The organism is Paenibacillus sp. SAFN-117 (genome assembly GCF_051966115.1).
In the GTDB taxonomy this organism is placed as follows: Bacteria; Bacillota; Bacilli; order Paenibacillales; family NBRC-103111; genus Paenibacillus_L; species Paenibacillus_L residui.
Genome location: NZ_JBQCLK010000001.1, coordinates 26,262 through 41,581 on the forward strand (window position 1 = coordinate 26,262; position 15,320 = coordinate 41,581).

General features: G+C 50.8%; 11 protein-coding genes. All 11 read right to left on the minus strand.

Features of this window, described 5'->3' with window-relative positions:
• Nucleotides 1-263: 263 nt before the first annotated feature.
• The gene (ftsZ, locus tag ACTHRH_RS00150) at nucleotides 264-1,376 is read right to left on the minus strand and encodes a cell division protein FtsZ (protein WP_144935861.1); all 1,113 of its coding nucleotides are present in this window, start codon (nucleotides 1,374-1,376) and stop codon (nucleotides 264-266) included.
• 84 nt (nucleotides 1,377-1,460) lie between these two features.
• Complete coding sequence (ftsA, locus tag ACTHRH_RS00155; protein ID WP_144935859.1) at nucleotides 1,461-2,696, minus strand: cell division protein FtsA; 1,236 nt, start codon at nucleotides 2,694-2,696, stop codon at nucleotides 1,461-1,463.
• A 181-nt stretch (nucleotides 2,697-2,877) separates the two neighbouring features.
• Nucleotides 2,878-3,663: a cell division protein FtsQ/DivIB gene (locus tag ACTHRH_RS00160; RefSeq protein WP_225312715.1), complete on the minus strand. Its 786-nt coding sequence runs from the start codon at nucleotides 3,661-3,663 to the stop codon at nucleotides 2,878-2,880.
• Between the two features lie 89 nt (nucleotides 3,664-3,752).
• Nucleotides 3,753-5,033, minus strand: coding sequence for a UDP-N-acetylglucosamine 1-carboxyvinyltransferase (gene murA / locus ACTHRH_RS00165; RefSeq protein ID WP_144935852.1), 1,281 nt, complete (start codon nucleotides 5,031-5,033; stop codon nucleotides 3,753-3,755).
• 15 nt (nucleotides 5,034-5,048) lie between these two features.
• The gene (gene murB, locus ACTHRH_RS00170; RefSeq protein ID WP_144935849.1) at nucleotides 5,049-5,954 is read right to left on the minus strand and encodes a UDP-N-acetylmuramate dehydrogenase; all 906 of its coding nucleotides are present in this window, start codon (nucleotides 5,952-5,954) and stop codon (nucleotides 5,049-5,051) included.
• A 794-nt stretch (nucleotides 5,955-6,748) separates the two neighbouring features.
• Nucleotides 6,749-7,846 carry a stage V sporulation protein E gene (gene spoVE, locus ACTHRH_RS00175; protein WP_144935846.1) on the minus strand — a complete coding sequence of 366 codons (1,098 nt, stop codon included), beginning with the start codon at nucleotides 7,844-7,846 and terminating at the stop codon, nucleotides 6,749-6,751.
• Between the two features lie 55 nt (nucleotides 7,847-7,901).
• Nucleotides 7,902-9,329 carry a UDP-N-acetylmuramoyl-L-alanine--D-glutamate ligase gene (murD, locus tag ACTHRH_RS00180; protein ID WP_440413521.1) on the minus strand — a complete coding sequence of 476 codons (1,428 nt, stop codon included), beginning with the start codon at nucleotides 9,327-9,329 and terminating at the stop codon, nucleotides 7,902-7,904.
• 3 nt (nucleotides 9,330-9,332) lie between these two features.
• The gene (gene mraY / locus ACTHRH_RS00185; RefSeq protein ID WP_379288333.1) at nucleotides 9,333-10,295 is read right to left on the minus strand and encodes a phospho-N-acetylmuramoyl-pentapeptide-transferase; all 963 of its coding nucleotides are present in this window, start codon (nucleotides 10,293-10,295) and stop codon (nucleotides 9,333-9,335) included.
• A 71-nt stretch (nucleotides 10,296-10,366) separates the two neighbouring features.
• Complete coding sequence (locus tag ACTHRH_RS00190) at nucleotides 10,367-11,755, minus strand: UDP-N-acetylmuramoyl-tripeptide--D-alanyl-D-alanine ligase (protein ID WP_379288305.1); 1,389 nt, start codon at nucleotides 11,753-11,755, stop codon at nucleotides 10,367-10,369.
• Nucleotides 11,748-13,238 (minus strand): UDP-N-acetylmuramoyl-L-alanyl-D-glutamate--2,6-diaminopimelate ligase, encoded by a 1,491-nt coding sequence (locus ACTHRH_RS00195; protein ID WP_440413524.1) that lies wholly within the window; start codon nucleotides 13,236-13,238, stop codon nucleotides 11,748-11,750. The genes ACTHRH_RS00190 and ACTHRH_RS00195 overlap by 8 nt, the downstream gene beginning before the upstream one ends.
• Before the next feature lie 104 nt (nucleotides 13,239-13,342).
• On the minus strand, nucleotides 13,343-15,286 hold the full coding sequence (locus tag ACTHRH_RS00200; protein WP_144935833.1) for a stage V sporulation protein D: 1,944 nt from the start codon (nucleotides 15,284-15,286) through the stop codon (nucleotides 13,343-13,345).
• Between the last annotated feature and the right edge of the window lie 34 nt (nucleotides 15,287-15,320).

Consider the following 15,320-nt stretch of genomic DNA (forward strand, 5'->3'; position numbering starts at 1 on the left):
AAAAAAAGCTCCAAACGGACCCACAAAGTGACGTATGACCTTCGAAGTGTATTCCGGGTACTTTGCGGGGAGCCCCGGAACTGAAGAAGAATAACCCGGTATTAGAGGTTGCTTTTTATGCCAACAGGAATCTTTGGTTACACCACATTAACGTTGTAAAGCAATTAAAGATTCCTTATGTGGTAAAAAAAGCTCCAAACGAAAACAACAACAAAGCCTCTCTTGCTTCACTTGGAAACAAAAGAGGCTGGTCGGCAAATAAACTATTCAAGGTTATTCTTACCCCGGTTGCGCAAGAAGGTCGGAATATCCAGATGATCGCTGCTTGGCTGAGTCCCGAAAGGACGGATATTCGGCGTCCGAGTCGGCTCTGGAGCTGCATCGGATTGTCCCGGCTGCTTGCGCGGCGACGAAGAATGAGGCTTCGTTTCGAAGCCGGTCGCAATAACCGTTACTTTAATTTCTTCTTTATAGCTCTCGTCAATGATCGCTCCGAAAATGACATTCACTTCAGGATCAGAAGCGGCAAATACAATTTCCGCAGCCTCATTGACCTCATATAAGCTCAGGTTGGAACCGCCGGTAATATTCATGATAACCCCGCGGGCCCCTTCGATGGACGTTTCAAGCAAAGGACTCATAATTGCTTTCTTGGCGGCTTCCGCAGCGCGGTTCTCGCCGGTTCCCATGCCGATTCCCATTAAAGCTGAGCCTCTCTCGGTCATGATGGTCTTAACGTCGGCAAAATCCAGGTTTATCAAACCTGGTACCATGATCAAGTCGGAAATCCCTTGAACCCCTTGACGAAGAACGTTGTCCGCTTCGCGGAATGCCTCTATCATAGGAGTCTTCTTGTCTACCATCTCCAACAGGCGGTCATTAGGAATGACAATCAGAGTGTCGACCTTTTCCTTAAGGGTAGAAATTCCGAGCTCCGCCTGGGCTTGACGCTTGCGCCCTTCGAAAGTGAACGGACGGGTAACAACGCCGACTGTCAACGCACCGCATTCCTTGGCGATCTCGGCAATAACCGGAGCTGCCCCCGTACCCGTTCCGCCTCCCATTCCTGCAGTAACGAAAACAAGATCGGCCCCTTTCAGCACCTGGGTAATCGCTTCGCGGGATTCCTCAGCCGCCTTCTTACCGACCTCCGGATTCGCACCCGCACCCAAGCCGCGAGTCAGTTTCTCGCCAATCTTCAGCTTGGTTTCGGATTTCGCAAGATTTAGAGCCTGCGCATCCGTATTGACCGTTATAAATTCTACACCTTGAATTCCGTTCTCTATCATTCGATTGACAGCGTTGCTTCCACCGCCGCCAACACCGATTACTTTAATAGTGGCCATTTGATCCAATTCCAAATCAAATTCAAACATAGCGCTTATTATCCTCCTCACCCATACTGTTGAAACACTTGAATAAGGCCTAACACCGGCTGCTGCAATCTTATAGAATTAGTACTAGATAAGTTCGCTTAACCAGTTTTTGAATCTTTCAAACCACCCCGGTTGTTTGGACTGGCTTTTCTTGGGGACTGTTTTCTTGGGGGCTGCTGCAGCACTGCGTGTACGGAACGATCTAGTGAGGAATATAATAATGCCGACGCCGCTGGTATAGGATGGATCGCGCACGCCAATATAATCGGGTGCGGCAATTCTTACCGATGTGGCCAACTCCTCCTGGGCTACCGACAACATTCCCGGCATGGACATCGTTCCGCCGGTGAGCACAAATCCGCCGAGAGGATCGCTGTAACCCATGCGGGCCGCTTCGGCGCGGATTAATTGCAGCATCTCTCGAACTCTAGGCTCTATAATGTTGGCTAGATCTACTTGGGAGAATTCCTTCTCCGTATTACTGCCGATCCTCGGCACCTTAAAGACCTGATCCGCTGCCGAATCTTTCACGGCGGCACAGGCGAATTTAAGCTTGATCTTCTCCGCATTCTCCAATTGTGTGTGAAGACCGATGGAAATATCGTTCGAGATGAATTCTCCCCCGATAGGAAGTGTGGAAGTCGCTGCCAGGGTACCATTCTCAAATACGGAAATCGTCGTAGCACCCGCTCCGATATCAGCAAGTACTGTCCCGATCATCTTCTCGTCCTTGGACAGCGTCATTGTCCCCGCTCCCAAGGACATGAGAACGAGATCAGCCACGTTAAGACCCGCTTTCTCCACGACACGACGCAGATTATGTATAGCCGTCTTGGCACCGGTGATAATCGTAGCTTCCACTTCCAGGCGTACACCAATCATTCCCCTGGGATCCTGAATCCCTTCCAGGCCATCGACCAGATACTGCTGGGGAACGACTCCGATGATCTCCCTTTCCGGAGGAAGGGCAATTACTCTCGCCGCCTGAAGCACCCGTTCGATATCTTCCTCTCCGATCTCACGATCCTCGTTGCTGACAGCAACTACGCCGTGACTAGTTTGCAAGCCGATATGGTTGCCGGATATGCCGACATAAACGTCTGATATTTGGATGCCCACCATGCGCTCCGCATGGTCGACCGCATTGCGTATTGACTGTACGGTTTGATCAATATCGACAATGGAACCTTTGCGAATGCCTTCGGATTCCGAGGAGCCGACTCCAATGATATTGATCGATCCGTTCGCTACTTCCCCGATGATGACTCGAACCTTGGAAGTACCAATGTCCAAACTGACTATGACGTCATTGTTGCTCAATCCTAGGCACCTCCTGTTGCTTGTCCGTATTGCAGTCTATTTAGACCTCTGTACATATTCAACATGGTTCTTGTATTCCCTCTTTTTTTAGCGATTTTTTATATAGTAAATTATTCCTATCGTCACAGAAATTCCATAATATCAATTTTATCATTATTGACTACCAAAGAGTAGTCTATTTTTATCTTTTTTTAGCATCTTTTTGTCCTTTGGAAGCCTTGGAGTTTTCGTTGTTGTCAAAAGGAATTCCCCTGTCTTGCTCCATTAAAATCAGCTCTCCGGACAGAACACCCTGCTCCCTCCATTCGGCGATCAGAACCCCCAAATATTGCAGCTTATCCTGCAAATATTGGATTCGTGTGGATACCTCATATTGCGACTTTGTATAGATTCTGATCTTATCCTCATAGGCAGCTGTCGGCTCTGGGACGATCTCGGAAATATCTGCGAGCAAAGGATCGGGAATGTCGGCTAATACGGCGCATAGCTTAAGCTTCATCGGATTATCGTTCGCCCAGCCGCTCAGAATGGGTTTATCCAGAGGAATAGGCCGATCCTGGATCGGAAAGGCACTGCCGTCAGCCAGCAAAGCTTCCCTCTCGCCGTCAGCGTTGATTTGATAGGCTACCCTTTTGTATTCCTTCACCTTGATCGTAACTTCCCCGGGGAAATTTTTGGTGATCTCCACCTCTTCAATCATATCCAGAGAGCGGATAAGTTCTGCGGTTCTATGAGTATCTATCAGAAAAAAGCTGTCGCCTATCTGAATATTGGAGGCTTGTCCAATTTGCTCGGAGGGCACCATCTCGTTGCCGGAAATTTCGATAACCGAAATTTTGCTTATGGAAGATTGAAAAAACAGAATGGCCAACACCGTCAGAAAAAAAACGACTAGAAGAGCAATCAGCCTCCGGCCCCCGCTTCTGCGGGGCCTTTCGGGTTTGATCGCGGGCACTTTGAGTTCCACAGACAACTTAACACCTTCCTGGTTCTCCGGCTGCAAAACGTCCTCATCCCTTCCTACAGTCAGGAAGGGACTCGGAGCAGCCTTGATGGTCAAGATAAGAGGGATTTGCTGGGAACCTCTGTATACCGGCTTACCTTGGCTCCCAGTTGGCCGAGCAACAGTTCAATTCTATCATAGCCTCTATCAATATGATGCACCTGCTCGACGACCGTCGTGCCGCGCGCAGCCAGACCGGCTATCACCAGTGCCGCACCGGCCCTCAAATCGGTTGATTCGACAGTTGCGCCATATACCCGCGGCACACCGCGAATAAAGGCGGAGTTCAAATCAGTGCGAATATCGGCCCCCATTCTGGATAATTCGTCAACGTGTTTGAATCTACCGTCGAATATCGTTTCTTTAATTATACTAATACCTTCCGCCAAAGATAGCAGAACCATCATTTGGGGCTGTAAATCGGTAGGGAAGCCAGGATAAGGCGCCGTTACTACCCGTTCGACTGCTTTCGGCCGCGTATGGCAGGTTACATTTATTATATCATCGTCCGTAGTCACTTGAACACCTGCCCGCTTAAGCACATGGGTAACGGATGTCAAATGAGCGGGATTTACGTTCTCCAGAGTCACATTGCCTCTTGTAACCGCGGCCGCCATCATCATCGTCCCCGTCACTATCCGGTCCGGAATGACTTTATAGGTCGTCGGAGTCAGTTTCGGGACCCCTTCTATCGTGATGGTATCCGTTCCGGCACCGATCATTTTGGCACCCATGGTGATCAAATAATTTTGCAGATCTACAATTTCCGGTTCCCTGGCCGCATTGTAAATCGTCGTAATGCCTTCCGCCATGGCGGCCGCCATCATAATATTCTCTGTAGCTCCAACGCTAGGAAAATCCAGCACGATATCAGCGCCCTTCAACCGTTTGGCCCAACAAACGATCGTATGGCCCGACTCTTCCACTACGGCCCCAAGTGCCTGAAGCCCTTGCAGATGGAGATTGATTTTCCGTTCACCGATGGCGCAGCCTCCCGGCTGATAAATCTGTACTTTACCGAACCTCGCCAACAGCGGGCCCATAAGAAAAACAGACGATCTCATTTGTTTCATTAATTCTTCCGGGATATGAGAAGAATTGGCCGACGACGTATCCACGGTCACGGTGTCGCCCCTAAGCTCCGCCCTACAGCCCAGGGCGCGTAAAATGTCCAGCATAACGTGGATATCCAGCAGATCAGGTACGTTCTCAATGGTATGTGTTCCTTCTGCCATGATGCTTGCGGCAAGAACGGGCAATGCTGCGTTTTTCGCGCCGTGAATCCGTATGGTTCCCGAGAGAGGTTTCCCGCCTTCGATCACCAACTTTTCCAATGTTTCACCTCCGAATTACCGTTCACCCACCACCATAACTTCAGGAACCAGCTCCACATTGTATTTTTCCACGATTATGGCTCTAATCTTATCAATGAGGGTGAGCACGTCTTGAGCTGTCGCCTGCCCGGTATTAACGATAAAATTGGCATGAAGCGTCGATATTTCCGCTCCTCCCACGCGCATTCCTTTAAGGCCTGCTTCTTCAATTAATTTGGCCGCATACTGATTTGCGGGATTGCGAAATACGCTTCCTGCGCAAGCCAATTGCAAGGGCTGCGTCCGGAGCCGTCTTTCTTTATGCGCCGCAAACGCGTGCGCCAGCTCCTTACAGTCTCCTTGTTTCAGCTCCAGCACCGCTTCCGTCACTATGCCCCGCTTAGTCTGCAGAATAGACGTGCGGTATGAGTAACAAAGCTCTTCATTTCGCATGGTTACCAATTCTCCGTTATCGAACAGGACTTCAGCTTGCTTGAGAATGCGCGACATCTCCGACCCGTGTGCCCCTGCATTCATGTAGACAGCTCCCCCGATGCTACCCGGTATGCCTCCAGCGAATTCGAGTCCGGCCAACCCGTTCTTTGACGCTATGGCAGACAGCTTGATGAGAGAATACGCTCCCCCCGCATATACCGTAGTTCCTTCAAAGCGGGCATAATCCAAAGCTTCCCCCAGCTTGATGACGACCCCGCGTATCCCCTTGTCGGTGACAAGAAGATTAGAGCCTCTGCCCAGTACAAACCAGGGCACACGATGTTGTTGGATTATCCGGATCGTCTCCATCAGCTGTTCCTTATTCTCGGGTTGGACGAACACATCGGCAGGTCCGCCGATTTTCCAATAAGTGTGAGGCGCCATTGGCTCATCACATTGAATATCGTTGACGCCGGCAGCCCGTAAATCAGTTATAACCTGTAGCACTGGGATATACCCTCCTTAACAAGATCGTGGGCAAAAAACCAGTCGGTCGAGCGAATATGGGCCTCTTTTTAGCTGCCGACTGGTCCGGGTGTTTGTCACGGTTATAGTGTATCTTATGTAAATTTACAGAGAGTGTGACAACAGCCCAATCATTGCTTTTTTGCCCTGTGAAAGTTTCAATGTTGCCAATTTCGGTTGTATCAAAACATCCGTATAGTATCGAAAGCTTCGCTTATGCGAACCCAAACGTGCAAATACCGTCCTGACAGGCTTGTCCCTAACAATTCCAAGCAAAAAAGTCATCCATATGAAAACCATCTATCGTTATTCACACCATTTCCAACTCTATACATGAAAAGCCCGTCATCGTTTAGAAGAGATGACCGCCTTCCGTATGCCGGGACTGGACCTGGTGAACTAACTTAGCGCATTCCGCCAAGCGGGCCGAGGCCGACATGGGAACCGATCATCTGCCATGCAGTTCCGGGAACGCGTGCCGGGAGAGGCGGGCATCGATAAAGAGCAGCCACTATGGAAGCATTTAATATTGGCCCAAACCTCCCGGAATAGAGTGCCTCCGCTTCCCGTTCCACCTCTTTGCCACTCTGTCACCAGGCCTATGGAAATCGTGGAAATAACGATACGATAAAGATTATCGCTGCTTTCCGATAAAAACTAGACCTCCATCTGCTTTCCCTAGCTTCTATTCAAGCCGGTAAACCGGGTTAGCCTTCTAAGGGCCCGACTGTTGCAGTGCCACGGCCCTTCAAGCTCACCTGACTCCTGCCGTGAATTTATCGGGAATAACGCGAGATATTCAACAAGATTCCAATGGATGTAAGCATCAACGTCAACGAAGAGCCCCCATAGCTGATCAATGGAAGAGTTATTCCGGTAACCGGCATCATGCCGATGACTACGCCGATATTGATAATGACCTGTACGGCTACCATACCGGCTACTCCGACCGCCAACAAACTTCCGAAAGTATCCGGAGCCGCTATGGCCGTTCTCAGCCCTCTCCAGACCAGGATTGCGAACAGAATAAGCACTGTCGCTCCGCCTATGAATCCCAGCTCCTCGCCGATGATAGAGAAAATAAAGTCCGTCTGCGGCTCCGGCAAATAATTATACTTCTGCAAGCTGTTGCCAAAGCCGAGGCCGCTAAGTCTGCCCGGCCCAATGGCGTACATCGATTGGATGGATTGATAGCCGGCTCCCAGCGGATCCTGCCAGGGATCCAGGAACGCAGTGATTCTCTGCAACCGGTATGGGGCAGCGAGTATCAACCCTACCAAACCGGCCACCCCGATCAGTGCCAGCATAGATAGATGAGCTATGCGGGCACCGGCCGTATAAATAATCAACAGAGAGGCCCCTACCAGCACCGCGCCCGTACCCAGATCCGGCTGCAGCATAATCAACCCGAAAGCCGTTCCCATAATTAGCAAGGGAGGCATTAATCCTTTAGTAAATTGTGTAATCTTGTTCTGTTCCTCCGACAGAAGCTTTGCCAAAAAGAGAATCATCCCTATTTTCATAAACTCGGAGGGCTGAATACCGAAAGAGCCGATTCCAAGCCAGCTTCTCGCTCCTCCGCGCACCACTCCTAGTCCCGGTATTAGCACGACAAGCAGGAGCACAAAACAAACAATCAAGCCGATTTTCGCATATTTTTTCCATACCCAATAGTCGATGTTCATCATGGCGAACATCGCCAGGATGCCCAGCACTGCAAACAAAAGCTGCCTCTTTACATAGTAATAAGAGTCGCCGAAATCATGAAATGATAGTACCGAGCTCGCACTGTAGACCATCACCACTCCAATGGCCAGCAGCAGCAAAGTCGCAAGCATCATCAGCGCATCGGGGGCGGACCGTGCTTTTCCCATGTCCTCACACCTCTCACCATCAATGTGGGGACAGCCAAGGCTTGGTTATCCCTTGTTAAAGGTTATGCACGGACTCTTTAAACATTCGTCCCCGTTCTTCGAATGAGGGAAACATGTCCCAACTTGCGCATGCCGGTGATAAAAGGACCACATCCCCGGGTTCCGCCAGCTCTTCCGCATACTTGACCGCCTGCGCCAACGTTTCGGACGGGCTACTCCCATTATCAACCAAACGCACCCGGGTCATTCCTGCCGATCGGGCCACGTTGGCTAATTTGTCACGGGTTTCCCCGAGAAAAACAGCCGCCTTTACTTTATCCCGCAGATAAGGCTCCAATTCCCGATAATCCATCTCCTTATCGGTCCCCTGTCTGTCCATCCCCCCGGCAATCAGCACGATAGGTTGATCAAATACTTCGAGCGCCTTGATCGTAGCCGCCGGATTGGTCGCCTTGGAATTATTGTAGTAGGCAATGTTCCGGCAGGTCCTAACATATTCCAGACGGTGCTCTACGCCGCGAAATTCACGCAGCGACTCGGCAATATAAGGCAAGGGCACGCCCGCGGCGATAGCAATAGCCGCTGCGGCCAAACCGTTCCCTACGTTAAAATCTCCGGGGATACCAATCTCCTCCGCCCGGATTATGGGATGAACCGTTCCTTCTGAATCCCGGTAGACTATATCCCTCTCCAGCCTTCCGGTTTCCGCGTGTCTGCGCAGGTATACCCCTTCCTTCAACTCTTCTTTCATGGAGAAGGGGAATACCCTTGCCTGCACTTTAGTGCTGAGGAGGCGGCATTCGGTATCGTCCCAATTCAATACGGCAATATCCTCTTTATATTGATTCGCAAAGAGCTTCGCTTTAGAGGCCGTATAATCCGACATGGTGCCGTGGTAATCCAGATGCGTCTCATAAACATTCAGCAAGCAAGCTATGCGCGGACGGAACTGATCGGTGCCCTTCAATTGAAAGCTGCTCAGTTCCGCCACAAGCCAATGATCTTTAGTAGCATCATTAGCGGCATCACACAAGGCCCGTCCAATATTACCGGCAACGATCGGAGACTTGCCTGCCTTAGCCAGCATTTCTCCGACCCATGTCGTCGTAGTTGTCTTCCCGTTGGAACCGGTAATGCCGATGATCGGGGCTTCACTTAACTGATAAGCGACCTCAACTTCAGTCACTACTTCTATTCCAAGCTCCAGAGCTTTCCTAACCGGCTCCGCCCCATAAGGAATGCCCGGGTTCTTGACAACTAGAGCTACACCTTCATGAATCAAGGAATCCGGATGGCCTCCGCAAACAACAGAAATACCCAGCGCCTCCAACGGGTCGGCCTCCGGGCATTGATTACGATCTTTACGGTCATTAACCGTTACCTTGGCTCCAAGCTCATGAAATCGAACGGCTGCAGCCATTCCGCTCTTGGCCAGGCCCAGCACAATCACTTCTTGATTCTTATACTCTCTTGGATGCTTCATATGCTAGAACACCTCATTTAGATAAAGTCCGAACGCGGCAAGCAGAAATCCGACCACCCAGAATGTCGTGACGACCCTCCACTCGGACCAGCCGACCAATTCAAAATGATGATGGATCGGGCTCATCTTGAAAACCCGTTTACCGGTCGTTTTGAACGAAATCACTTGAATGATGACCGACAATATTTCGATCACGAACACCCCTCCGATAATGAGCAGCAGCAGTTCGGTATGGGTTAACACGGCCGCGGCGACCAACCCTCCTCCGATCCCGAGAGATCCGGTGTCGCCCATGAACACTTTCGCAGGATGCGCATTGTAGACCAGGAAGCCAAGCACCGCGCCGACCATCGCCGCATTGAACACTGCGATATCCGGACTATGCAGCTTCATGGCTATAATGACAAAGGCCCCGAAAGCAATCGCGCTCGTTCCCGCAAGCAAGCCGTCCAATCCATCCGTGAAGTTGACGGCGTTGGACATGCCCATCATCAGAAGGATAACGAAAATGTAATAGAACCAGCCAAGCGGAATAGCCGTATCGAAGAAAGGAATTTGTACCTCCGTCGGATGATCGATCCGGTATAACAGAAAGCAGACGATCCCCGAAACAATCAGCTGCCCGGCTAATTTCTGCTTGGCCGTCAGCCCTAGCGAACGTTTGAATACGATCTTAATATAGTCATCCAGGAAGCCTACCAGTCCAAAGCCTAGTGCAGCAACCAATAATATGACAAGCTCGGGGGTTTTATCGGCAAAACGAAGCGCCGCAATCGCAAGAGCCAGCAGAATGATAGTTCCCCCCATCGTGGGAGTTCCTGCTTTTTTCTGATGAGCCTGCGGGCCTTCCTTGCGGATTTGCTGGCCGAACTTCAATGCCCGCAATACCGGGATAAGCAGCGGGCCTGCCAACAAAGCCAACACGAAGGCGGCGCCGAGAGGAAACATTATTTCTTTAAAATCAATCACGATAAACCCTCCTGAATCCAGTCCCGTTAGATCTATTGAGTAAGATTATAAATTAATTTTTGCGCAAGTTATGATTGTTGGACGGCCTGCACAACTTCCTCCAGCTTCATACCTCTGGATGCTTTGAACAGGATGGCATCTCCGGGGAGTATGGCGGAAGTAAGCGCCTCGATCAGCTGCTGGCGGTCATTAAACCACTGCACCCGTTCATGGCCAAGCTTCCGCCCGGCTTCTTCCGCAATATAATAAGATAAAGGACCATAGGCGAATACCCGGTTAATCTCCTCGGGATCCAGCAGCCGGCCTACCTCCCGGTGAAATTCTTCCTCTTCCGGGCCCAGCTCCAGCATGTCTCCAAGTACGATCATTTTCCTCTGGTGTCCCTTTAAAGAATGAAGCAGGCGAATAGCCGCCTTCATAGCTGCAGGATTGGCGTTGTAGGCATCATTCAGCAGCAAGGCGCCGGATGCCGAGCGAACGATTTCGATCCGCATTCCGGACATTTCTACCTTCTTCAGACCTTCAACTATGTCTTTATCTTGCACTCCCATGTATTTGGAAACTGCAATTGCAGCCAGCGCATTAATGACGTTATGTTCTCCCAGCAGCGGAAGGTAATAGCCCGGTGAGTCCGGCCAATTAATATGAAAATGCATCCCATCGGTATCCTGCAGAATAGCGGTCGGGTAAATGTCATTGCTCTCGGAGAGCCCGAACCGGTAACGAAGCATCGAATCCGGATGCGGCATATTCGGATAAGTACGTTCAATCAAAGGTTCATCGCCATTGTAGACAAAAAAACCATCCTTCTTCAAACCGCTTAAAATCTCGGTCTTGGCCTTCGCAATTTCCTCCCGGCTTCCCAACTGCAGCAAATGCGCATCGCCGATATTGGTAATAATAACAGCCTCCGGCTCCGCCAGCCTGGACAGCAGCTCAATCTCTCCGCGTCCGCTCATCCCCATCTCGATAACGGCCATTTCAGTATCCTCGGCCAGCTCCAGGAGAGTCAATGGCAGCCCGATATGATTATTCAGGTTTCCTTTGGTCTTATGAACACGATAAGTGGTTGACAGAATGGAAGCTGTAATGTCCTTCGTCGTCGTTTTGCCGTTGCTGCCCGTAATCCCGACAATGCGGACGGACAGCTGATCGCGGTATGCCTTGGCCAGCCGCTGAAGGGCGGCGATCGTATCTTCAACCATTATTACCGGGCGCCCTGCCGGGGGCTGTCCTTGGTCTTGCTGCCATAGCGCCGCCGCCGCTCCCTTGTTAAAAGCTTCTTCCGCGTATGCATGACCATTGAAATTGTCCCCTACGATGGGAACAAATAAATTGCCTGGCTGGATGGAACGGCTGTCGGTGGAGACTCCGCAGATTTGCAGATTCTCCGAACCGTTCATATGGCCAATTCCGTTAACCATTTGATCAATTTGAGAAAAAGAACGATTAATCACGATTCAATCCCCTTATCGCTTCACGAGCGACCTCCCTGTCATCGAAATGAAGGACGGTCCCGTTAATGATCTGATAGGTTTCGTGCCCTTTGCCGGCTATTAGAACAACATCATTGGGCCGAGCCATCTCAATTGCTTGATAGATGGCTTCCTTCCGGTCAGCGATTTTGCTGTATTCCGATGACGCAAGACCCGCTTTCAGCAAGCCCGGCTCAATATCGTCCAGAATACGCTCCGGATCTTCCGATCGCGGATTATCCGATGTCATAAAGACAAAGTCGCTGTATCGGGCGGCAATTTCCCCCATTAACGGCCGTTTACCGCGGTCTCTGTCGCCACCGCAGCCAAAAACGGTAATCACCCGGCCCTCAACAAACTCGCTAATCGTTTTTAATGCGTTCTCCAGTCCATCGGGGGAATGGGCATAATCAACCAGTACGAGGAAATTCTGTCCTTCGTTCACCGGCTCCATCCGCCCCTGCACGATTTCCATCTCTTCTAAGCTATTCTTCACTTGTTGAAGCGGTACACCTTCCAACAAAGTTGCGGCAACCGCCCCCAAGGCGTTATATACGTTAAATTTGCCTATAAGTTTCAAGTGGACGGGAACATCTCCGCAAAAAGTGGACAGCATAAAGGAAGTGCCGGCAGAGGTAAACTGAATGCCGCTGGCTCGCACATCCGCTTCCTGATGAATGCCATAGGTGACAACCTGCGCGGAGGTCATGGCGGCAAGCTCGGCGGATGCCGGATCATCAACATTAAGCACGGCATATTTCCTGTCGGATTCATGAGGGGAGTACTCGTTGCCCAGTCTGGAGAAGAACAAGCCTTTGGCCGCCAAATAACGGTCCATCGTCTGATGATAATCCAAATGATCCTGCGTCAGATTGGTAAACAGCGCAGTGCGGAAGCGGCAGCCCTTCACCCGGCCCATAGCCAAGGCGTGACTGGAAACTTCCATAATGCAGTACCCGGTTCCGACATCCCGCATCCGTCTGAAAGCAGCCTGCAGATCGGCCGCATCCGGGGTCGTATTTTGGGTAGGGTAGGTTTTGTCTCCGATTCTCATCCCGATGGTCCCCAGCAACCCGGTAATCTGGCCATAATCGGACAAAATTTTGTCAATAATAAAGGTAGTCGTTGTCTTGCCGTTCGTGCCCGTTACTCCTATAACCTTCATTTCATGGCTGGGATAACCGTAGAAATGGTCGGAGATAATCGCCATCGCGGTTCTTGAATCTTTGACATACAGCACCGGGGCGGCAATGTCCAACGGACGTTCCGCCACCAGCGCCGCAGCCCCTTGGGTTATTGCCTGCCCGGCATACTCGTGACCGTCCTGCGCGGTCCCCGGCAGACAAATAAACAAATCCCCAGGCTTCACCTTGCGCGAATCCGTCTGGATGCCGGTTATCTCCGTATCTTCTGCTCCGGTTATGCGGGAGCCAACGATGAGAGATGCAAGTTCTTTAAGCTGCATCGGATATCCTCCTCGGTTTGACTGACTCTGTCTATATCGATCCGGCAGCACCGGATCGAATAACATCTTGATTAAATATATATGGAGCGAACTGCAAATTACGATCACTTTTGTGCCGGGGGCCCCGGATCCTGATCGGACAAGAAGATCCTCACCGTCGCTCCTTGATCCACCTTCGTTCCCGGTTTGGGAGCCTGACTGATGACATAATTCCCGCTGCCGGATTTGGCGATGTTCAAGTCGGAACGGATATCTTCGTAAATCTCTTGTACAGTAGCTCCTATCATATTAGGAACCTCAACCATCTTGGGTTCGCCATAACGATATTCTTTCTCTATTTGGTCTTTGCGAGGCTCTATTTGCATATACCGCAGAGCATCGCTCATTATATTTTTGACAATCGGCGCAGCGATCAAACCTCCGAACTGGATTCCCTGAGGGTTGTCTACCGCAATATAGACAACCACTTTCGGATCGTCTGCGGGCGCGAAGCCAATGAACGACACGATATGTTCATTAGGAGAATAGCGGCCGTTGACCACCTTCTGGGCGGTTCCCGTCTTCCCGCCGACCCGATAGCCTTCTACGAATGCATTGCGCCCGGTCCCTTTGGCCACTACACTTTCCAGAGCTTCCCTGACCAATTTCGACGTATTTTCTGAGATTACATTGCCTACCAGCTCGGGCTGTATGGTTTCGACGACCTCGCCCGTCTCCGGATTATACCACGCTTTAGCCAGATGGGGCTTATACAGCTTGCCTCCGTTAATAGCTGCCGACACGGCGGCCACCTGCTGAATGGGGGTAACAGAAACTCCTTGCCCGAATGATGTCGTGGCCAATTCTACCGGCCCTACTCGCGAGGGCTTAAATAATATCCCGTTCTCTTCCCCGCTCAAATCAATTCCGGTCTTCTGTCCGAAGCCGAACCGTTTAATATAATCAAACAGCAAATCTTTGCCGAGCCGCTGGCCCATGACAACGAATCCGGGGTTGCATGAATTTTCCACCACCTCAAGGAAGGTTTCGCTTCCATGTCCTCCCCGTTTCCAGCATCGCAACCGGGAGCCGGATACTTCAATATGGCCCGGATCGAAAAAATGCTCGTTATGAAGATCGACCTTTCCTTCCTCCAAAGCGGCGGCGAGCGTAATGATTTTAAAGGTCGATCCCGGTTCATAAGTCATCCAGATGGGCAGATTCCGATTATACACCTCGGACGGGTATTCGCGAAACCGGTCGGGCTCATAAGTAGGCCGTCCGGACATAGCCAGGATTTCTCCGGTATTCGGGTCCATCATCAGCCCGATAATATGATCCGCCTGCAATTGCAGCATCGCTTGATCCAATTCCCGCTCCAAGACCGATTGCAGGTAATGGTCGATCGTTAACTGCAGATTGAGTCCATCTCTGGGATTCACAAATTCATCCGAAGTGTTCGGCATTTCGCGTCCTGCAGCGTCGGACAGATAGGAAATATTCCCGGCCTGGCCGGTCAGCAGTTTATCGTACCTCGCTTCCAATCCCGTTAGCCCCTGATTGTCTATTCCCGTAACTCCGAGAATATGGGCGGCGAGGGATCCGAACGGATAATACCGTTTGTTATCCTCGGCAACAACAATACCCGGGAGATTCATGGCGCGAATTTCCTGAGCTTTCTCCTCCGTAATCTTCCGTCCGGCAGGCTGAATTTTCTGGATGGACTGCCTTTTCGTAATTTGCTCGTAAATTTTCTCCTCCGAGCCCTGCAGCGCTGCCGCCAACCGGGATGCGGTCATTTTGGGATCCTTAATCTGCGCGGGGATGGCCATGACCGAAGGGGAACTGACGTTATAGGTTAACCGCACCCCGTTGCGGTCCCAAATTTCTCCCCGTTTCGCGGCAAAGGGAATGTTCCTTCTCCATGAATCCTCTGCCATTTCGGCCAATTCCGAACCTTTCCACAGCTGAACATATGCCAATCGTATCACTAATGCTAAAAAAATCAATATTCCGGCAAGCATGGCTATCCACAGCCTCCGCCTGACGGTTACACTGGAAACTCGCATGGACGAAATAACCCCCTTTGTCCCGTCAAGATCG

Coding starts and splice junctions, on each gene's coding strand:
- murD (WP_440413521.1), bottom strand. CDS start 9,329: ATGAAGCATCCAAGAGAGTATAAGAATCAAGAAGTGATTGTGCTGGGC.
- ACTHRH_RS00200 (WP_144935833.1), bottom strand. CDS start 15,286: ATGCGAGTTTCCAGTGTAACCGTCAGGCGGAGGCTGTGGATAGCCATG.
- ACTHRH_RS00195 (WP_440413524.1), bottom strand. CDS start 13,238: ATGCAGCTTAAAGAACTTGCATCTCTCATCGTTGGCTCCCGCATAACC.
- spoVE (WP_144935846.1), bottom strand. CDS start 7,846: ATGGGAAAAGCACGGTCCGCCCCCGATGCGCTGATGATGCTTGCGACT.
- ftsZ (WP_144935861.1), bottom strand. CDS start 1,376: ATGTTTGAATTTGATTTGGAATTGGATCAAATGGCCACTATTAAAGTA.